21 protein-coding genes and 1 tRNA gene are annotated in these 18,899 nt (G+C 59.1%); 10 read left to right on the top strand and 12 right to left on the bottom strand.

Features of this window, described 5'->3' with window-relative positions; translation table 11 throughout:
* Nucleotides 1-15: 15 nt before the first annotated feature.
* The gene (locus AB7M22_RS28600; RefSeq protein WP_454188506.1) at nucleotides 16-762 is read right to left on the bottom strand and encodes an ABC transporter substrate-binding protein; all 747 of its coding nucleotides are present in this window, start codon (nucleotides 760-762) and stop codon (nucleotides 16-18) included.
* A gap of 13 nt (nucleotides 763-775) precedes the next feature.
* Nucleotides 776-1,549: an ABC transporter ATP-binding protein gene (locus AB7M22_RS28605; RefSeq protein ID WP_007897462.1), complete on the bottom strand. Its 774-nt coding sequence runs from the start codon at nucleotides 1,547-1,549 to the stop codon at nucleotides 776-778.
* Nucleotides 1,550-1,665: 116 nt separating this feature from the next.
* Between AB7M22_RS28605 and AB7M22_RS28610 the strand changes: the two genes are divergently transcribed.
* A complete protein-coding gene (locus tag AB7M22_RS28610; protein ID WP_454188507.1) occupies nucleotides 1,666-1,887 on the top strand; it encodes a hypothetical protein in 222 nt (73 codons plus the stop codon).
* 217 nt (nucleotides 1,888-2,104) lie between these two features.
* Nucleotides 2,105-3,496, top strand: coding sequence for a GABA permease (gene gabP / locus AB7M22_RS28615; RefSeq protein WP_454188508.1), 1,392 nt, complete (start codon nucleotides 2,105-2,107; stop codon nucleotides 3,494-3,496).
* 71 nt (nucleotides 3,497-3,567) lie between these two features.
* On the opposite strand, the gene AB7M22_RS28620 is transcribed toward gabP, so the two are convergent.
* The 4 genes from AB7M22_RS28620 to AB7M22_RS28635 all read right to left on the bottom strand — a co-directional run bounded on the left by AB7M22_RS28620 (nucleotide 3,568) and on the right by AB7M22_RS28635 (nucleotide 6,887).
* A complete protein-coding gene (locus tag AB7M22_RS28620; RefSeq protein WP_454188509.1) occupies nucleotides 3,568-4,020 on the bottom strand; it encodes a hypothetical protein in 453 nt (150 codons plus the stop codon).
* A 6-nt stretch (nucleotides 4,021-4,026) separates the two neighbouring features.
* Nucleotides 4,027-4,443: a hypothetical protein gene (locus AB7M22_RS28625; RefSeq protein ID WP_454188510.1), complete on the bottom strand. Its 417-nt coding sequence runs from the start codon at nucleotides 4,441-4,443 to the stop codon at nucleotides 4,027-4,029.
* Nucleotides 4,444-4,480: 37 nt separating this feature from the next.
* A complete protein-coding gene (locus AB7M22_RS28630) occupies nucleotides 4,481-5,422 on the bottom strand; it encodes an alpha/beta hydrolase family protein (protein WP_454188871.1) in 942 nt (313 codons plus the stop codon).
* Between the two features lie 406 nt (nucleotides 5,423-5,828).
* Nucleotides 5,829-6,887, bottom strand: a complete 1,059-nt coding sequence (locus tag AB7M22_RS28635; protein WP_454188872.1) for a PDDEXK nuclease domain-containing protein — start codon at nucleotides 6,885-6,887, stop codon at nucleotides 5,829-5,831.
* Nucleotides 6,888-7,149: 262 nt separating this feature from the next.
* On the opposite strand from AB7M22_RS28635, the gene AB7M22_RS28640 reads away from it, so the two are divergent.
* The gene (locus AB7M22_RS28640) at nucleotides 7,150-7,599 is read left to right on the top strand and encodes a carboxypeptidase regulatory-like domain-containing protein (RefSeq protein WP_218396945.1); all 450 of its coding nucleotides are present in this window, start codon (nucleotides 7,150-7,152) and stop codon (nucleotides 7,597-7,599) included.
* 85 nt (nucleotides 7,600-7,684) lie between these two features.
* On the opposite strand, the gene AB7M22_RS28645 is transcribed toward AB7M22_RS28640, so the two are convergent.
* The 5 genes from AB7M22_RS28645 to panM form a co-directional block, all read right to left on the bottom strand.
* Nucleotides 7,685-7,760: transfer RNA gene (locus AB7M22_RS28645), tRNA-Phe, on the bottom strand.
* A gap of 103 nt (nucleotides 7,761-7,863) precedes the next feature.
* Entirely contained in the window at nucleotides 7,864-8,136 is a 273-nt protein-coding gene (locus AB7M22_RS28650; protein WP_007897448.1) for an oxidative damage protection protein, read from the bottom strand.
* Nucleotides 8,133-9,200 (bottom strand): A/G-specific adenine glycosylase, encoded by a 1,068-nt coding sequence (gene mutY / locus AB7M22_RS28655; protein WP_454188511.1) that lies wholly within the window; start codon nucleotides 9,198-9,200, stop codon nucleotides 8,133-8,135. Before mutY ends, AB7M22_RS28650 begins: the two co-directional genes overlap by 4 nt.
* Nucleotides 9,197-11,431: an AsmA family protein gene (locus AB7M22_RS28660; RefSeq protein ID WP_454188512.1), complete on the bottom strand. Its 2,235-nt coding sequence runs from the start codon at nucleotides 11,429-11,431 to the stop codon at nucleotides 9,197-9,199. The genes mutY and AB7M22_RS28660 overlap by 4 nt, the downstream gene beginning before the upstream one ends.
* Before the next feature lie 77 nt (nucleotides 11,432-11,508).
* Entirely contained in the window at nucleotides 11,509-11,913 is a 405-nt protein-coding gene (panM, locus tag AB7M22_RS28665; protein WP_454188513.1) for an aspartate 1-decarboxylase autocleavage activator PanM, read from the bottom strand.
* A 259-nt stretch (nucleotides 11,914-12,172) separates the two neighbouring features.
* On the opposite strand from panM, the gene AB7M22_RS28670 reads away from it, so the two are divergent.
* The 7 genes from AB7M22_RS28670 to AB7M22_RS28700 all read left to right on the top strand — a co-directional run bounded on the left by AB7M22_RS28670 (nucleotide 12,173) and on the right by AB7M22_RS28700 (nucleotide 17,969).
* The gene (locus AB7M22_RS28670) at nucleotides 12,173-13,837 is read left to right on the top strand and encodes an OFA family MFS transporter (protein WP_007897438.1); all 1,665 of its coding nucleotides are present in this window, start codon (nucleotides 12,173-12,175) and stop codon (nucleotides 13,835-13,837) included.
* Between the two features lie 253 nt (nucleotides 13,838-14,090).
* Nucleotides 14,091-14,684 carry an imidazoleglycerol-phosphate dehydratase HisB gene (gene hisB, locus AB7M22_RS28675; protein WP_007897437.1) on the top strand — a complete coding sequence of 198 codons (594 nt, stop codon included), beginning with the start codon at nucleotides 14,091-14,093 and terminating at the stop codon, nucleotides 14,682-14,684.
* Entirely contained in the window at nucleotides 14,684-15,322 is a 639-nt protein-coding gene (gene hisH, locus AB7M22_RS28680; protein ID WP_007897436.1) for an imidazole glycerol phosphate synthase subunit HisH, read from the top strand. The genes hisB and hisH overlap by 1 nt, the downstream gene beginning before the upstream one ends.
* A complete protein-coding gene (locus AB7M22_RS28685) occupies nucleotides 15,323-15,580 on the top strand; it encodes a DUF2164 domain-containing protein (RefSeq protein ID WP_046045558.1) in 258 nt (85 codons plus the stop codon).
* 42 nt (nucleotides 15,581-15,622) lie between these two features.
* Nucleotides 15,623-16,360, top strand: a complete 738-nt coding sequence (hisA, locus tag AB7M22_RS28690) for a 1-(5-phosphoribosyl)-5-[(5-phosphoribosylamino)methylideneamino]imidazole-4-carboxamide isomerase (protein ID WP_007897434.1) — start codon at nucleotides 15,623-15,625, stop codon at nucleotides 16,358-16,360.
* A 9-nt stretch (nucleotides 16,361-16,369) separates the two neighbouring features.
* Nucleotides 16,370-17,140 (top strand): imidazole glycerol phosphate synthase subunit HisF, encoded by a 771-nt coding sequence (gene hisF / locus AB7M22_RS28695; protein ID WP_007897430.1) that lies wholly within the window; start codon nucleotides 16,370-16,372, stop codon nucleotides 17,138-17,140.
* 73 nt (nucleotides 17,141-17,213) lie between these two features.
* Complete coding sequence (locus tag AB7M22_RS28700; RefSeq protein WP_454188514.1) at nucleotides 17,214-17,969, top strand: substrate-binding periplasmic protein; 756 nt, start codon at nucleotides 17,214-17,216, stop codon at nucleotides 17,967-17,969.
* 147 nt (nucleotides 17,970-18,116) lie between these two features.
* Here AB7M22_RS28700 and AB7M22_RS28705 read toward each other — a convergent pair whose 3' ends face one another.
* A complete protein-coding gene (locus tag AB7M22_RS28705) occupies nucleotides 18,117-18,899 on the bottom strand; it encodes a divergent polysaccharide deacetylase family protein (protein WP_454188515.1) in 783 nt (260 codons plus the stop codon).

Here is an 18,899-nt window from a genome sequence, read left to right on the forward strand (position 1 = left end):
TCAGGCAGCTCAGAATCAATAGATGCTGAACGGGAAGTACTTGTCGTTGATCTTTTTGTAGGTGCCGTCAGCGACGATTTCTTTCAGCGCGGTGTTCAGCTTCTCGCGGATCGCGTCGCCTTTACGTACAGCGATACCGATCTTGTCGCTTTCTTGCACCGGGTCGCCCTTGAATTCGTAAGCACGGCCGGCGTCGCTTTTCAGCCACTCGTAGTTGACGTACTTGTCGGCCAGGATGCCGTCCAGACGACCCGAAGTCAGGTCCAGGTAGGCGTTTTCCTGGGTGTCGTAGAGTTTGATTTCGACGCCGTCCATGTTGTCTTCAAGCCAGGTGCCGGCCAGAGTCGCGCGTTGGGCGCCGATCACCTTGCCTTGCAGCGAAGCCTTGTCGGTTTTGAAGTCGACGTTTTTCGGCGCGATGAACTGCAGCTTGTTGGAGTAGTACGGTTCGGTGAAGTCGACCGCTTGCTTGCGCTCGTCGGTGATCGACATCGAGGAGATCAGGAAGTCGAATTTCTTGGCGTTCAGCGCCGGGATGATGCCGTCCCAATCGGACGTAACCACGGTGCACTCGACTTTCATCTTGGCGCACAGGGCATCGCCGATATCTTTGTCGAAGCCGACGACATTGCCACTGGCATCTTTGTTGTTGAACGGCGGGTAAGCCGCTTCGATGCCCATCTTCAAGGTCTCGGCGGCGGCACCGGCACTGAAGGCCAGGGTGACAGCAGCGGCCAGGAAGATTTTTTTGTAGTTCTGCATGCGGGTAGCTCCGTTAGCGGTTGCTGGACATGAATTGTTTGCAGCGCGCCGAAAGCGGGTTTTCGAACACCTGCTGTGGCGATCCTTGCTCTTCTACCAAGCCTTGGTGGAGGAACACCACTTCGCTGGAAACCTGACGGGCGAAGCCCATTTCATGGGTCACCAGCAGCATGGTGCGGCCTTCTTCGGCCAATGCGCGGATGACATTAAGTACTTCCTGGACCATTTCCGGGTCAAGGGCGGAGGTGGGTTCGTCGAACAGAATGACCTTGGGCTGCATCGCCAGGGTGCGGGCGATAGCCGCGCGTTGTTGCTGGCCGCCGGAGAGTTGCGCCGGGTAGGCGTGACGCTTGTCAGCGATGCCGACCTTGGCCAGCAAGGCTTCGGCGACTTCGATGGCTTCAGCTTTGCTTTGGCCGAGCACGCGGCGCGGAGCTTCGATGATGTTGTCGAGCACGCTCATGTGCGGCCAGAGATTAAAGTTTTGAAATACAAAACCAATCTCGCTGCGCAGGCGATTGATCTGCTTGCCGTCGGCCGCGACCAGTTCACCGTTCTTGGCGGCTTTGAGCTTGAGTTCTTCGCCGGCCACCAGGATCTGGCCCTGGTGCGGGTTTTCCAGCAGGTTGATGCAACGCAGGAACGTGGACTTGCCGGAGCCGGAGGAACCCAGGATCGAGATCACGTCGCCGTCGCGGGCGGTCAGCGAGATGCCTTTGAGCACCTCAAGCTGTCCGTAGCGTTTGTGCAAGTTGCGGATTTCAAGCGCGGGCGTGGCCTCAGCCATGTGCGTTCCTCATAGTGTTTTGCGCTCCTGCTGTTGGCGGCCTTCCTGGCGAGGCGGCCAAGCTAGCATAGCGTTCGAATGGCAGCCAACAGCGCTACGGACGGTAAGCGGGTGGCATGTGGCAGGTTGTCGCATCGGCACAGCAGACTGTCGCCCCATCAACAACCGAACAGCCGTTTGAACAAGCTTCGGCGCGGCTGTCGCGTAAAAAAAGGCGCGATGTTGCCAGCTTTGGCGGGGTGTTGGAAGCGCTAACCGGCCAAACGTTCCTGATCTGCACTTTTATTGTGCGCGCCCGAATTTTTTGGTGTGTTTCCGGTGCGCTGATTCGTTCTTGAAGTGGGTGGCAGCGTAACGCTTTGGCGAAATGCCATTAATCTCAATGACTTGTGATGATCGCTCGCTCAGCGTCCCGGCCCCCGTGAACCGGGCGCATGAAACATTTTGGCGCAATTATTGCGTGCAGAATAAGGAACGCCCTGTTGGTTTCTTTTTACGAGAAAGAAAATGCCAGACGGGGTGGACTGAATCGCTTTCCTTGCAAAGGTAGTTTCAATGAGCAGCACCCAAAGCTCCAATGGCCTCGAACAGGGGCTCAAACCGCGTCATGTGACTATGTTGTCGATCGCCGGGGTGATCGGCGCCGGCCTGTTCGTTGGCTCGGGTCACGCCATCGCAGCTGCCGGTCCAGCTGTGCTGTTGGCCTACGCTGCCGCCGGTGCCCTGGTGGTGCTGGTGATGCGCATGCTTGGCGAAATGGCGGTTGCTTCGCCGGACACCGGCTCTTTCTCGACGTACGCCGATCGCGCGATCGGTCACTGGGCCGGTTTCACCATCGGCTGGCTCTACTGGTGGTTCTGGGTTTTGGTCATCCCGCTGGAGGCAAACGCCGCCGCGACCATCCTGCATGCCTGGTTCCCGAATGTGGCGATCTGGGCGTTCACCCTGGTTATCACATTATTGCTGACGGTGACCAACCTGTTCAGCGTGAAGAACTATGGTGAATTCGAATTTTGGTTCGCCTTGGTCAAAGTCATCGCGATCATCGGTTTCATCGGCCTCGGCATTCTGGCGATTTTCGGCTTCCTGCCGACCAGCCAGGTCAGCGGCGTTTCGCACCTGTTTGACACTCAAGGCTTCTTGCCAAACGGCATGGGCGCTGTGCTGGGTGCCATCCTGACCACCATGTTTTCCTTCATGGGCACCGAGATCGTGACCATTGCGGCCGCGGAATCGAAGAACCCAGGCCAGCAAATCTCCAAGGCCACTAACTCGGTGATCTGGCGGATTGGCTTGTTCTACCTCGTGTCGATCTTCATCGTCGTGGCCTTGGTGCCATGGAACGACCCGGTTCTGGCCAGTGTCGGTTCCTACCAGACCGTCCTTGAGCGCATGGGCATCCCGAATGCCAAGCTGATCGTCGATATCGTGGTGCTGGTTGCCGTGACCAGTTGCCTGAACTCGGCGCTGTACACCGCGTCGCGCATGATGTTCTCGTTGGGTAAACGCGGTGATGCGCCGGCCGTTTCCCAACGTACCAACAACAGCGGCACACCTTACTGGGCCGTGATGCTGTCGACCGCAGCTGCGTTTCTTGCAGTGTTCGCCAACTACGTGGCCCCGGCCGCCGTGTTCGAGTTCCTGCTGGCCAGCTCCGGCGCCATCGCGCTGCTGGTGTACCTGGTGATCGCCATCTCCCAACTGCGTATGCGCAAGCAGCGTATGGCTCGCGGTGAAAAAATCGCCTTCAGCATGTGGTTGTTCCCGGGCCTGACCTACGCGGTGATCGTATTCATCGTCGCGGCCCTGACCATCATGCTGTTTCAGGAAGCCCATCGCGTGGAGATCCTCGCGACCGGTTTGCTGAGCCTGTTGGTTGTGGCTGCCGGGTTGTCTGTGGCCCGCCGTCGCAAGCTGGAACGGCGTGGAGCGGTGGTGTTGAATTGATTCGCACTGCGTAACACAAAAACGGCCGCTGTCAGTGATGACAAGCGGCCGTTTTTACTTCCGGGGTAGCCTTACTCGGCCTTTTCTTCCTGGGCATCCAGCGACTGACGATAGCTGTCCAGCGCATCGCCAAAGTCGGTGATGAATTGCGGGTCGGTCAGCCAGGCCTGGGCGGCATCGCGGTCCATGCCATCAGCCCACATGCGGTAGTCGATCAGCATGTCGGCGGCCAGGTGCGTGGCGGCCATGGCTTCGTTGTCGGCGTTTTCCATGTCCAGCAGTTCTGGATGATCGCTGATGATCCCGGCGAGGTTCGATAGCAGGGTCAGCAGCATGTCGTTGCGGCTGATGGCTTCGGCGTCACGCATTTTGCTGAACATCGCCAGGGTGTATTCCGGGATCGGCTCACCGATGTCGCCCAGATCATCGTCCAGCGCGGCGGGTTTTCTGCCGTGGATATTGATTTGCTTGGCTTTGATCTTTGCGCGTTTGGCGCGTTTCTGTTGTTTGTTCAGGGATGCCATGGGAACTCAGTTTGGTTTCTGTTGGGTTTGGGCCGCGATGGCGTCGGACGCCGCCACGTAGTCAGCCTGGAAGACCGCAGACTCGATCCACGCCAGGGCGCCGGCTTCGTCTGTCTCGGTGGACCATTGGCGGTATTCGATCAGTGCCGCGAGGATGAAGTCCATCGCGCCTTCTTCGCCTTCCTGCTCGTATACCAGTTCCAGCAGCGGGTCTTCGAGGAAGGCTGCGCACATCGCTTGCTGACTGGTTTTTTCAGCGTCGATCATTTTCTTGAACAGTTCGGTCAGGTCCACCGATTCGAAGTCGATGCGATCGTCGTTCGGGTCCAGCTCGACCGGCGCGGCAGCCCGCTGGGTGCGGTTCTGCTTGGCCTTGGCTTTGGCGCGGGAGGCGCGTTTGTTCTGCTTGTTGGCGGAGGCCATGGGCGTCGTTCCGTAATTCATTGAGGGGGCGCATCCATCAACTGCGTGGCACTCGCCGCCCGGGTGTGTCGGGGGCCAGCTCGCCGGTTTGCAGCCAGGACAATGCAATGGGCCATAGTGTGGCTTGGTATGCGCTGCGAAAAAAGGCGAAATGTCCGACTTCTTCCTCGCCGATGTCTTCGGGGGCGATTCGCAGGTGGGTATTTGTGCTGCCAGTGAAGTAACCGAGCAGGCGTTCGATGGCCGCAATCGTGCCGTAAGGATCGTCGCTGAGGCTGATAGCCAGGTTTTGTGCGGTGACGCTCCTGAACGGCAACTGGCCGCTTTTGACATGGATGACGCGACCGCTGGGGCGTTTCTCGTATCGGGCGGTGGGCATGCTCCAGTCGCGAACTACACCGGCCGGCGTATCTTCGAGCCAACCCAGGCGCTTGCCGGGGAAGTAGCCGTAAAGCATCGTTATCAACGGCATTGCCACATGCCACTTGGCGAACATCCGCCAACGATGGGCGGGGGCATAGTCGCGCCAGTAAGCGAACTGCGCACCCACTGTCACCAGGCGTCGGATCACATGCCCCGAGGCGCCCAGCCCTGCCGCACAGCCGCCGAAGCTGTGGCCGACGACATCGACAGGTTGCTGTGGAAATTCGCGTTGCGCTCTTTGCAGCATTGCCTCGAAATCCAGCGCGCCCCAGTCGGACCATGAGGCCTCAAGCCCCTTCAGCGACGCAGGGCGCGACTCGCCGATGCCGCGGTAGTCATAGGTGATCACGTCGAAGCCGTTGGCGAACAGGTAATCGGCGAAGCGCGAGTAGTGTCGGCAACGGACTGAAGTAGCGGCGTTGATGATCACCACCGGACGGGTTGGGTCTTGATTCGCATGCCGCCAGGTGAAGCCGCCAAGGATGAAGCCGTCGGCGGCGGGTTCGTTGAACGGCTCTCCGGCGGCACTGGAGGGGCGTTTTCCGAATTGAAGCATTGGAAATTGCGTGAGCAGGATTTGTTGTCTCATTGGTGCTCCGTTGCTAACCGGGCCCATTCAGAGCGAGAAAGTTTGTCTAGAGTTTGTCTACGGTATGGCGTCAGTAAAACGCCTGAGAATCCAGCGACCTTTGTGCAAACTGCCTGATTTTTCAATGCTTTGGTCGCGTGTCGACATCGAGTGCAGCAAGTTGCGAAATTTGTTCTGCTTTTGTTTTTCGTCTAAAGCATCCGACAGTTTATCTAGGATTAGCGCGACTAGCTCAAGGCGTGATGCTGACCCATATTGCCTCAAATAATCGAGAATCAGATCTTTGTAGTAGCCATCATTGAAAGCCCGGTTGCGAATATAGTCGCTTTGGTTTCCCGTGCTGCGCGCCACTTGGGCGGCCGCGCCAACTCGTTCACCGGATTACCCTGCCACGTAACCGCTCCTCAAGCACCGCCCATTCCCGATCCAGTTCTGTGCGAAGCTCCTCCTCGCTCGGCAGCACCGGCCGGTAGGTGCTGGCGAACAGTTGTTCGTTGCCTTGCAGAACTGAATAGCGCACCACCGATTCATCTTTTTGCGCGCAGAGAATGAGGCCGACGGTGGGGCCATCCTCCGGTCCGCGCTTGAGGTCGTCGTACATGCGCACGCACATGTCCATCTGGCCGACATCCTGGTGGGTCAGTACTCCGCGCTTGAGGTCGAAGATGACAAAGCACTTGAGCAGGTAGTTGTAGAACACCAGGTCGATGTAGAAGTCTTTGCTCTCGGTACTGATGCGTTGCTGACGAGCGATGAAGGCGAAGCCTTTGCCCAGTTCGAGCAGGAAGCCCTGGAGTTGATTGATCAAGGCTTGTTCAAGTTCGCTTTCCTGGATCAAGCCCGCATTGGGCAGGCCGAGAAACTCCAGTAGCACTGGGTCCCGGATGAAATCACGAGGGCTGGCGTTCATTTGCTGGATGTTAGTGGCGGCTTCCTGTTTGACGGCAGCCCGGTCGCGGCTCGCCAGCAAGCGTTCGTAATAGAGGGTATTGATCTGGCGCTCGAGGGCGCGACTTGACCAGTTCTGCAGAGCAGATTCGTTCATGTACCAGTGGCGAGCATTGTCGTTGTCGACTCGTAGCAGTCTGCGGTAGTGGGTCCAGCTCAATTCGGAACGCACTGCGTTCCAAATTGGAAAGGTCTGATAAAAGTCCCGCATGTATCGCAGGTTGCGTTCGTCAAAACCTTTCCCAAACTCCGACGTAAGTACTTTCGCCAGCGTCGATAGCAGCTGCTTGCCATAAACCGCCCGCCGAGCGCCTTCCTGCTCGAACTCCACAATATGCCGTCCGATCTGCCAACAGGTTTGTACCTGAACGGTATCGACCGCTCGCAGCACCTTCTGACGCGCTTCACGGATCAACTCGCCAAGATTGCCGAGCAGTGAAGTGATCTGTGAATCTTGAGTGTTACCGGGTTTGAGGGGGCTCATGACATTTTCCGCGGCTGAAGGAAACAGGCGCAAGAGGATGGCAAGAGAGTGATAGTCCGCGATGCCGGGCGTTGCTGGTAAATCGGAAGGAAAGGCGAATTTGCTTTGCAGGACCGGGCCGACGGAAGCCCATGCATGAGGAGCACATCGCGTAGTCCGATTCGCAGTGAGCCCAAGTGCGAATCGATCTAAAACTTGAACATTCGGTAACAAATCTAAAAAGAGTAACGATTGGGTTCTGCGTAACCCGGGAGTCGCCATCATGAAGAACGTCCATTCATTCATGCTGCCCATCGCCGCCGTCGGCGTACTGATGTTTCCAGTCGTGCTTAACGCCGCCAGTCTTGAACCGATCGATCCCTCTGGCGTGCAAGTCCAGCAGCAACAGCAAAACGGGATTACCTACCTGTCCGGCGGGATTGGAGAGGATGAGGCTAAAGCCATTCAACAAACCCAGGGCTACAACCTGCACATGACCTTTTCTACCGGGCCTAAGGATGAATACGTTCCCGATGTGGATGTGGTCATTGAAAAAGCCGCAGGGCAACCCGTGCTGACGCTGAGTGAGGCTGGGCCGCTGGTTTACGTTCAGCTGCCTGCCGGCAAGTACACCGTTGTCGCGACACATAAGGGTGAGGTGCGGCGTGATACAGCGGACGTAGGCAGCGGTGCCGCTCGCAATCTGGTTTTCCACTGGGGGACTGAAAACTAGCCGAAGAGAGACGACTTGCGCGATGTCTGATCAAATCGCAGGCATAAAAAAACCCTGAATCTTGCGATTCAGGGTTTTCGGTATTTGGTGCCCAGAGACGGAATCGAACCGCCGACACGGGGATTTTCAATCCCCTGCTCTACCGACTGAGCTATCTGGGCAACGGGGCGCATTAAACTGGTTTTTCAGGGGGTCGTCAAGAAAGTTTTCAAAAAAATTTTAATTATTACCGTCGCTTACGATCCACCCCCCGAAAAAGCGGGGTTATTCAGCTGGCGGAACGTAGCCTTCGGCCTTGGCGTATTCCTCGCCGGAAAAGAACTTGTCCATCTCGCCTTGAAGATATTTGCGATCTTCGGCGTTCATCATGTTCAGGCGTTTTTCGTTGATCAGCAGGGTTTGGTGTTTCTGCCAGTCGGCCCAGGCCTTGGCGGAGACGTGGTCAAAAATGTCCTGGCCTTTTGCACCCGGAAATGGGGCGCGCTCCAGGGCGGGCAATTCTTCTTTGTACTTGCGGCACATGATGGTGCGGGTCATGACGACTCTCCTGCGTTCAATACGGCGGCCGCGCGTTCGAGCAAGGTTTTGACCGGGGCGGCAAGGCCCAGGCGCGGCGGGGTGGCGAGGTTATACCAGAGCCAGTCGGCCTCGGCCACGTGATGGCCGGCCTCCCGGACCTGAACCAGCCAGGGTTCGATGGATAACTGAAAGTGGCTGAAGGTGTGTACCAGGCTTGGCAGTGCCTGTTGGCTGCCCAGTTCCAGCGAGTGCTGCGAAGCCAGATGCTGAAGGTCGTCGAGGTCGTCGAGTTCCGGCAGGCTCCAGAGACCGCCCCACAGGCCCGTGGAAGGGCGACGGTAAAGCAGAATCGCCCCTTCGCCGTTGGCGAGCATCGGCATCAGCGTGCGCTTCTGTGGCACGGCTTTGCGCGGCTTGGGGATCGGGTAGCGGGTTTCCAGGCCAAGCATGTGCGCCTCGCAGCCCTTTTCGAGCGGGCAGAGCAGACAGCTCGGTTTGCTGCGGGTGCAGAGCGTAGCGCCCAGATCCATCATCGCCTGGGTGTAGGCGTTGACCCGATCATGTGGCGTGAAGCGCTCAGCGTTGGCCCACAGCTGTTTGGCAACCTTGGGCTCGCCCGGATAACCCTCTTGCGCGGTAAAGCGCGCCAGCACCCGTTTGACGTTGCCATCGAGGATCGGCGCCCGCAGGCCCATGCTCAGGCTGGCAATCGCGCCGGCCGTGGACAGGCCGATACCCGGCAGATCTGTGAGCTTTTCCACATCACGGGGAAACTCGCCGCCGTATTCGGCAACGACAATCTTCGCGGTTTTCTGCAAGTTGCGCGCGCGGGTGTAGTAACCGAGGCCGGTCCACAGGTGCAGCACTTCGTCTTCCGGCGCGGCGGCCAGGGCTTCGACCGTCGGCAGCGAGGCCATGAAACGGTCGAAGTAGTTCAGCACAGTGCTGACCTGGGTCTGCTGCAACATGATTTCCGAGACCCACACCCGGTAAGGGGTGATGCCCTGTTGCCAAGGCAAATCGTGGCGGCCGTGGCGGTCGTACCAATCCAGCACCGCCGTTGAAAATTGCTCGGCTCTCATCGCTTGAACAGCCCCTTGAGCGCGTTTTTCAATTCCGGGCTGACTTTATCGCCAAGCTTCTCGTCGATTTTTTCGCTGATCCGCTCGCCGGCCAGTTTGCTCGCGACTTGTCCCATGCGTTCGTTGTCGACGCGGCAAGCCTTGGCCCCCAGTTCCAGCGGGCCACGGCAGCGCAGCGGCCACTCGATGCCGACGTAGCGCTCGCCGACCTGGCAGGCCGGGTCCGGCATGTCGCTCTTGTCGCCTTCGACGATGACGCCGACGCGGTAATCCATGCCCAGCACCCGCAGGTCGATGTCGCCGTTACCGTTGACGGTCATGCCCGGGATGCGCACTTTCAGGTCCGGGTTACTGGCCACGCCGTTGTGGAAGGTCAGGTTGCCCTTGAGCTCTTCGAACGGTGTGTCCTTGCCCCGTGGCTCGCCCGTGAGGGTTTTGCGATTCAGGGTGGCGATGCCTTTGCACAGTTGTTGCTCAAGGTTGGCATTGAGCAGCACGCCGTTGTTGATGACGAAACTGGCATTGCCGTTGAGGTTATCGATCAGCACGCTCTGGCTATTGCCGCTGCTGGTCAGCGCGCTATCGAGTGAAACCAGGCCTTGGACCGGTGGATTTTTCCCCTGGCTTTCGAGGATTTTTTCTACAGGCACTTTGCTGATGCGCGTCTGCATGTTCAGCGCCGGCACTTGCTGGCGCACGTCCAGGGTACCTTTGGCTTCGAAGTTGCCGTCGTACAGGTCGCCGCGCAGGTTCTCCAGCGTCAGCAGTCCGCCAAGGCCGGTGGCCTTGAGGGCCGCATTCTGAATCGGCAGTTTGTCGAGGGTCAGCTGGCCGAAGGTCAGGTCGGCATTCACGTCGAGTTTGCTCAGGCGTTCCACCGGCAACAGACGCTCGGTGCTCCATGGGCCTTTGGTCGGTGACGGTGGCAGCGGTGAACTGCCCGCGCCAGCCATGGCCTCGCTCTCGGTGTTGGCCACTTCGGCCTGACGCACCTGCTTTGCGCTGTTGGCTTCGGCGGATTTTGGCGGCAAGTAACGATCGACGTTGAAGGTGTCAGCCTTGAGGTTCAGTCGCAGCGATTGCTTGGCGAAGTCCTCGACAGCGATGCGGCCGCTGAAAGTGCTGTCGTCGAGTTTCAGGTTGAGGTTGTCGAGGGACAAACTGGTCGGCGTGCCGGCAACCTGGCTGGCCAGTTCGACTTTGCTCAGGCTGCCTTCGGCCATCGCCGGGAGTTTCTGGCCGATGCTGTCGACGAACTTCGCCAGATCGAACTGGGCAATCGACAGGCCGCCGCTGATTTGCGGGGTCTTGTCGAGGTCGTTGGCTTTCAGTTCACCCAAGGCGCGCAGCTGATTGGCGGAGATTTTGATGCCAGTCCATTCGGCGACGTTGGCGGCTTTGTCCAGCAGCAGCTGACCTTGGGCGGCGAAGGTCATGGTCTTGCCTTGCAGCGGATCGCCAGCGACTTCACCAGAGAGTTTCATGTCTTCGAATTTGTAGCGCTGCAGCGCACGCTCGAAACGCAACTCGCCGGCCAGCTCGGTCCGCACCCGCAGAACCGGTTGGTTGGTGCCGAGGAACGCGGTGAGTTTGACCGGGATGTTGGTCGAGTCGTGCACGGGGCCGGTGCTCAGCTGGATGCTTTCGGCGCTGAACTGCTTGCCGGTTTTCTCGTCGCTGTACTCAACGCGGGCGTTGTTGACGGTCAGGCTGTCGATGTCCAGGCGGATTGGCTGGGCCGGCTTTTCTGCTTGAGCGGTAGTCGTTGGCGCGGGTTCGCCGGTGGCGGCGGGCGGCGTGGCCGAGGTACCCGGGGTGGCAGGCGCCGGGACCTTGCCGATGTCTTCCCAGTTGCCGTGGCCGTCCTTGTCGCGGTTCAGGCGCAGGTTCAGGCCTTCGACGCGCACATCGCTCATCTGCACTTCGCGGCGCAGCAGCGGAATCACGCGGACCGACAGGCCGAGCATCTGCAAGTCTGCGAACGGTTCGGTAGGCTTGGCCAGGGTCGCAACACTGGCTTCGTGCAATTCCAGGCCCAGCCAGGGAAACAGGCTCCAGCCGATATCGCCATTGAGCGTCAGCTCGATGTGGGCCTTGTCGCGGGCAATCTGGCGAATCTCGTCTTTATAGTCGTTGGGATCGAAGAGGTGGGTCAGGGCAAAGCCCAGCGCCACAATGATCAGCAACAGCCCGAGAAGTACCAGACCCAGGATTTTGCCGAACGCTTTCATGGGCGAGTCCTTGTATTAGTCGAATTCGAAATTTAGCCGGGGAGTATAGCGCTCCGAAGTGGCTGACCGGTCAGCGATCACATCGGGAGCTCATCCAGCGGCACCTTCAGCTTAGACGCCAGCGCTTGAGCTTCGAGGTGCCCGGCAGGCGCCAACAGCCGCAATGTCGCGCCCGATTGCGACGCCATTTTTTGCGCTTCGTTCACCAGACGCTCGGCAACGCCACGGCGACGGGTGATTTTTCGTACGCATAAATGGGACAAATGCCAGACGTCGTGGTGCTGTTGCAAACGTGCCGCACCCAACAGTCGATCGTTGAAGCGTCCGGCGATCAGCGAACCGTCTTGCAGGCAGTCTTCGATCAGCTGCGTCTCCCCTGTGAATGGCGCAAACAGCCAGTCCGGGGCGTCGCGGTAGATCTTCTGCAGATCTTGCTGATCCTGATAAGAGGCTTGGTTCAGTGGCTCGACAACGATCGGCATGGCGCTTCCTTTGAAAAGTTAATCCGGACCCGGACACATGTTCATCCAGTGGTACGAGATCAGATGACATACAAAAGGTGATATCAGTTTGGTTTTTCTGTCACGTGCAAATGGTAACCTCTGCCCGTTCGTCCGTCCCTTCTGCGGCGTGATGTCGCACCAAAATGGAGCTTCACCTAAAAAACAGTCATGCCTGCGTGCATTAAGGCTGGGGGTGAAGAACGGCTGGCGAACAATACTAATAATTGGGGGAAACACCATGACTACGAGTATCACGGCGGACGGCATCAAAGCCGACCAGCCCGCGTTCCTGTCCAAGGAACGCATCATCGCCAAGCCCGGTTTTAACCGTTGGCTGGTACCACCGGCCGCTCTGGCCATCCACCTGTGCATCGGAATGGCCTACGGCTTTTCGGTGTTCTGGTTGCCGTTGTCCAAAGCCCTGGGCGTCACCAAGGCCGTGACTTGCGCGCCGGACATGAGCTTCATCGCTCAGGTCTTTTCGTCTCAATGCGACTGGCCGATCTCGATGCTCGGCTGGATCTACACCCTGTTCTTCATCTTCCTTGGCTGTTCGGCAGCAATCTGGGGCGGCTGGCTGGAACACGCAGGTCCTCGCAAGGCCGGTGTTGTGTCGGCACTGTGCTGGTGTGGTGGTCTGCTGATTTCGGCGCTGGGGGTCTATACCCACCAGATCTGGCTGATGTGGATCGGCTCCGGGGTTATTGGCGGTATTGGCCTGGGCCTGGGTTACATCTCGCCGGTCTCGACCCTGATCAAGTGGTTCCCGGACAAACGCGGCATGGCCACAGGCATGGCGATCATGGGCTTCGGTGGCGGCGCGATGGTTGGTGCTCCACTGGCTGCAGCGCTGATGGGGCACTTCGCTTCGCCAACCAGCGTGGGCGTATGGCAGAGCTTCCTGGTAATGGCCGCGATCTACTTCGTGTTCATGATCGGTGGCGCGCTGTCCTACCGCGTTCCGCCAACCGGCTGGAAGCCTGAAGGCTGGACTGCTCCGGCGAAAAAAGCCTCGAACGCGATGATCACTCACCGTCACGTGCACGTGAATGTGGCGTGGAAGACCCCGCAATTCCGTCTGGTGTGGCTGGTGCTGTGCCTGAACGTTTCGGCGGGTATCGGTATCCTCGGCATGGCTTCGCCGCTGCTGCAGGAAGTCTTCGCCGGTAAATTGCTGGGCACCGACCAGACGTTTGGTCAGCTGGACGCCGGGCAACTGGCCTCGATCGCAGCGATTGCGGCCGGTTTCACCGGTTTGCTGAGCCTGTTCAACATCGGTGGCCGGTTCTTCTGGGCTTCGTTCTCGGACTACCTGGGTCGCAAAAACACTTATTTCGTGTTCTTCGCCCTCGGTTTCGCGCTGTACGCGCTGATCCCGAACCTCGGTCACTTGGGCAACGTTGCGCTGTTCGTGGCGGCGTTCTGCATCATTTTGTCGATGTACGGCGGTGGTTTTGCAACGGTGCCGGCTTACCTGGCTGACTTGTTCGGTACGCAAATGGTCGGTGCGATCCACGGTCGTCTGCTGACTGCCTGGGCGGCAGCGGGCGTATTGGGTCCGGTGTTGGTGAACTACCTGCGTGAATATCAGCTGAGCATCGGCGTTGAACGTGCTGCGGCTTACGACATCACCCTGTACATCCTCGCGGGCCTGCTGGTGCTGGGTTTCCTGTGCAACCTGATGGTTCGCCCGGTGGCCGACAAGTACTTCATGACTGACGCTGAACTGGCGGCCGAACAGGCGCTGGGCCACGACAAAGGTGCTGATGCCAGCACCGTTCTGGAGTGGAAAGCGGATGCGGGCACCAAGCCATTGGCGGTGGCTGCGTGGCTGGTGGTGGGTATTCCGTTGGCGTGGGGTGTGTGGGTGACCCTGCAGAAAACGGCGGTGCTGTTCCATTAATAACCTCGCGCCCGACATGCCGGGCGCGCTGCAATCCCTGTAGGAGCGAAGCTTGCTCGCGAAGAACGATAATGCGGTCTGTCTGGTATATCGCCTTCGCGGGCAAGCCTCGCTCCTACATGTCTTTACAAGTATATCCCCGACGGCAGGGGACTCAGTCCGTCAGTGATATCACCTCTCGTGTTTCTGTTTAGCGCCCGCGACCCTATAATGGCTGCCTTTTTCGCCCCAATGATTTTTTGCGGAGCTGGTGATGGCCGAACGTATGGCGTCTGTCGAGCGCGACACTCTGGAAACCCAGATCAAAGCCTCGATCAACCTGGATGGCACCGGAAAGGCCCGATTTGATATCGGTGTACCTTTTCTTGAGCACATGCTGGACCAGATCGCCCGTCACGGGCTGATCGACCTGGATATTGTCAGTAAGGGCGACCTGCATATCGACGACCACCACACCGTGGAAGACGTCGGTATCACCCTGGGTCAGGCCTTTGCCAAAGCCATCGGCGACAAGAAGGGCATCCGTCGCTACGGCCACGCCTACGTGCCGCTCGATGAAGCGCTGTCGCGCGTGGTGATTGACTTCTCCGGCCGTCCTGGCCTGCAGATGCATGTTCCTTATACCCGCGCTACCGTCGGTGGCTTTGACGTTGACCTGTTCCAGGAATTCTTCCAGGGCTTCGTCAACCACGCCCTCGTCAGCCTGCACATCGACAACCTGCGTGGCACCAACACCCACCACCAGATCGAAACCGTGTTCAAGGCTTTCGGCCGCGCGCTGCGCATGGCTGTGGAGCTGGATGACCGCATGGCCGGGCAAATGCCTTCGACCAAAGGCGTTCTGTAATGCAGACGGTCGCGGTTATCGATTACGGCATGGGCAACCTGCACTCGGTGGCCAAGGCCCTCGAGCACGTCGGTGCCGGCAAGGTGCTGATCACCAGCGATGCCGATGTGATTCGCGAAGCCGACCGGGTGGTTTTTCCCGGCGTTGGTGCGATTCGCGATTGCATGGCGGAGATCCGTCGCCTGGGCTTCGACTCGCTGGTGCGTGAAGTCAGCCAGGACCGTCCGTTCCTTGGCATCTGCGTCGGCATGCAAGCCTTGCTCGACAGCAGTGAAGAGAACGACGGCGTCGACTGCATCGGTCTGTTTCCGGGCGCGGTGAAGTTCTTCGGCAAGGATTTGCACGAAGACGGCGAACACTTGAAAGTGCCGCACATGGGCTGGAACGAAGTGAAGCAGACGGTAGAACACCCGCTGTGGCACAACATTCCGGACCTGGCGCGTTTCTACTTCGTGCACAGCTACTACATCGCTGCCGGCAATGCGCGGCAGGTGGTGGGTAGCGGTCACTACGGGGTCGATTTCGCCGCGGCGCTGGCCGATGGCTCGCGTTTCGCTGTGCAATTCCACCCGGAGAAAAGCCATACCCATGGCCTGCAATTGCTGCAGAACTTCGCTGCGTGGGATGGTCGCTGGTAAATGGCTGCCAAAAAGAAGCCGCCGATCCTGACCCTCACTCCCGAGCAGGAGAACGAGGCCAATCACAAGATCAAACGCTTCATGGAAGACCGCTTCGAACTGGACCTGGGTTCGTTCGAGGCGGCTGAAATCCTTGAGCTGTTTACCCGCGAAATTGCTCCGCACTATTACAACAGGGCGATTTTCGATGTGCAGACGCACCTCAAAGAGAGGTTCGAAAGCATCGAAAGCGACCTGTGGGCGCTCGAGAAAAACTGATTTCCGAGCGAAGCTGAATACTCGAATTTGAAGGTTTGCCAGATGCTGATTATTCCCGCTATCGATCTCAAAGACGGTGCCTGTGTTCGTCTGCGCCAGGGCCGCATGGAAGATTCCACAGTGTTCTCCGATGACCCGGTGAGCATGGCTGCCAAGTGGGTGGAAGGCGGTTGCCGCCGTCTGCATCTGGTCGACCTGAACGGTGCCTTCGAAGGCCAGCCGGTCAACGGCGAGGTGGTCACCGCCATCGCCAAGCGCTACCCGAACCTGCCGATCCAGATCGGCGGCGGTATCCGCTCCCTGGAAACCATCGAACACTACGTGAAAGCGGGCGTGAGCTACGTGATCATCGGCACCAAAGCCGTGAAAGATCCGGCTTTCGTTGCTGAAGCCTGCCGCGCGTTCCCGGGCAAAGTGATCGTCGGCCTGGATGCCAAAGACGGTTTTGTCGCCACTGACGGCTGGGCTGAAATCAGCACCATTCAGGTGATTGACCTGGCCAAGCAATTCGAAGCCGACGGCGTGTCCGCGATCGTTTATACCGACATCGCCAAAGACGGCATGATGCAGGGCTGCAACGTTTCGTACACCGCTGCCCTGGCCGCTGCGACGAAGATTCCGGTGATCGCTTCCGGCGGTATCCACAATCTGGGTGACATCAAGTCGCTGCTCGACGCCAAGGCGCCAGGCATCATCGGCGCCATCACCGGCCGGGCGATCTACGAAGGCACCCTCGACGTCGCCGAAGCGCAAGCTTTCTGCGATTCGTATAAAGGCTGAGGACTGACCATGGCGCTGGCCAAACGCATCATCCCTTGCCTGGACGTGGATAACGGCCGGGTGGTCAAGGGCGTCAAGTTCGAGAACATTCGCGACGCCGGCGACCCGGTGGAAATCGCCCGTCGCTACGACGAGCAAGGTGCCGACGAGATTACCTTTCTCGACATCACCGCCAGCGTCGACGGTCGCGACACCACGCTGCATACCGTCGAACGCATGGCCAGCCAGGTGTTCATCCCGCTGACAGTGGGTGGCGGTGTGCGTACCGTGCAGGACATTCGCAACTTGCTCAATGCCGGCGCGGACAAGGTTTCGATCAACACCGCTGCGGTGTTCAACCCGGAATTCGTCGGCGAAGCGGCTCAGCATTTCGGCTCGCAGTGCATCGTCGTTGCCATCGACGCGAAGAAAGTTTCCGGTCCGGGCGAAACCCCGCGCTGGGAAATCTTCACTCACGGTGGTCGCAAGCCAACCGGCCTCGACGCCGTTGAGTGGGCGAAGAAGATGGAAGGCCTCGGTGCCGGTGAAATCCTGCTGACCAGCATGGACCAGGACGGCATGAAAAACGGCTTCGACCTGGGCGTCACCCGCGCCATCAGCGATGCGCTGGGGATTCCGGTGATCGCGTCCGGCGGTGTCGGCAACCTGCAGCACTTGGCCGACGGCATCCTCGAAGGCCACGCCAGCGCGGTGCTGGCGGCGAGTATTTTCCACTTCGGCGAATACACCGTGCAGGAAGCCAAGGCCTACATGGCGCATCGCGGCATCGTGATGCGTTAAACAGTACAGGCCAGTGGACAGTATGGCGGGCTCAAGGCACTCTTGGGCACGCCATGGATTCCGGTAGTCCGACATGCTTAAACGTCTTCTTCTTGTCCTCGCCAGCGCTTCTCTGTTGTTCATCAACGGAGTTCACGCCGAAGAAAATCCCGGCACCGGTCTGGTGTTGCTGACGGAAAACTTCCCGCCGTACAACATGGCAAAGAATGGCAAGAATTTCGCTCAGGACGAAAACATCAACGGCATTGCCGTGGACATTGTCCGTGAGATGTTCAAGCGCGCCGACATTACCTACAGCCTGACACTGCGTTTCCCTTGGGAGCGAATCTACAGACTCGCCCTGGAAAAACCTGGCTATGGCGTGTTCGTGATGGCGCGGTTGCCGGACCGCGAGAAACTCTTCAAGTGGGTCGGCCCTATCGGCCCGGACGACTGGATTCTGCTGGCCAAGGCCGATAGCAAGATCACCCTCGAATCGCTGGAGCAGGCACGCAAATACAAGATTGGCGCCTACAAGGGCGATGCGATTGCCGAGACGCTGGCCAAGCAAGGACTGAAACCGATCGTTGTGCTGCGCGATCAAGACAACGCGAAGAAGCTGGTTAACGGCCAGATCGACCTGTGGGCCACCGGTGATCCGGCCGGGCGTTACCTCGCCCGACAGGATGGCGTGACCGGCCTCAAGACCGTGCTGCGCTTCAACAGTGCCGAACTGTACCTGGCACTGAACAAAGACGTGCCGGACGAAACCGTCGCCAAGCTGCAAGCCGCACTGGATCAACTGCGCAAGGAAGGCGTGGTGGACGAGATCATGTCGCGGTATTTGTAGCGTTCAATGCCCGATCTTTCGCCATGCATATACCAATGTGGGAGCGAGCCTGCTCGCGATGAGGGAGTGTCAGTCGACATCATTGTTGTCTGACATACCGCGATCGCGAGCAGGCTCGCTCCCACAGTGGTTTTGTGGTGCGGCAGGTTAGCGGTAGACCCCATCCTTGCCATGTGCCGCCGTCGCGCGATTGCCCCGCACGCTGATCATCAATTTGATGTCGATCCAGTCAATGCCCTGAGCCTTGAGCTTGGGCAATTCACGTTCAAGCACCGCCAATGTCTGCGGATACGGATGCCCGATCATCACTGCAGAACCCTGCTTGCGCGCCAGGCTGATTGCCGTCTGTAGCTGAGTGAAGATCGCCGCTTCAGTGGGCTCGTCATCCAGGAACACATCCCGCGAAACACTCGCCAGACCAATCTTCTGCGCCTCGGCGGCCGCCACGGTTTGCGCACTGGTGCGGCTGTCGACGAAGAACTTGTGCCGACGCTGCAACTCCGCCATCAGCCAGGCCATGGCCGGTTGCCGAGCGGTCATGCGGCTGCCCATGTGGTTGTTGATGCCGGCGGCATACGGCACCGCCTTGAACGCCGCGTCCAGGCGTTTCTCGAGTTCTTCGAGGGGCAATTCGGGATGCCAGGCGAACGGGCCAGTGGCCGGGTCCATGGGCATGTGCAGGATGACGGTCTTGCCGGCACGATGGGCTTCGCGGGCGAATTCGCTGGCGTGGGGTGTATCGGGCATGATTGCCGTGGTGACGGGGCCGGGCAGGGCCAGCACGCGACGATCCCGGGGCAGGTTCTGCCCCAGGTCATCGATGATCAGGCTCAGATAAGCCTTGTGGGGTGTGGCCGCTGTTGTGGCCGGCGCCGCGTGAGCAACACCCGCCAGACAGCACAGCAGACCGAGGAGCAACCGCAGGCGCAT

This window comes from Pseudomonas sp. ADAK2 TE3594 (genome assembly GCF_053628675.1).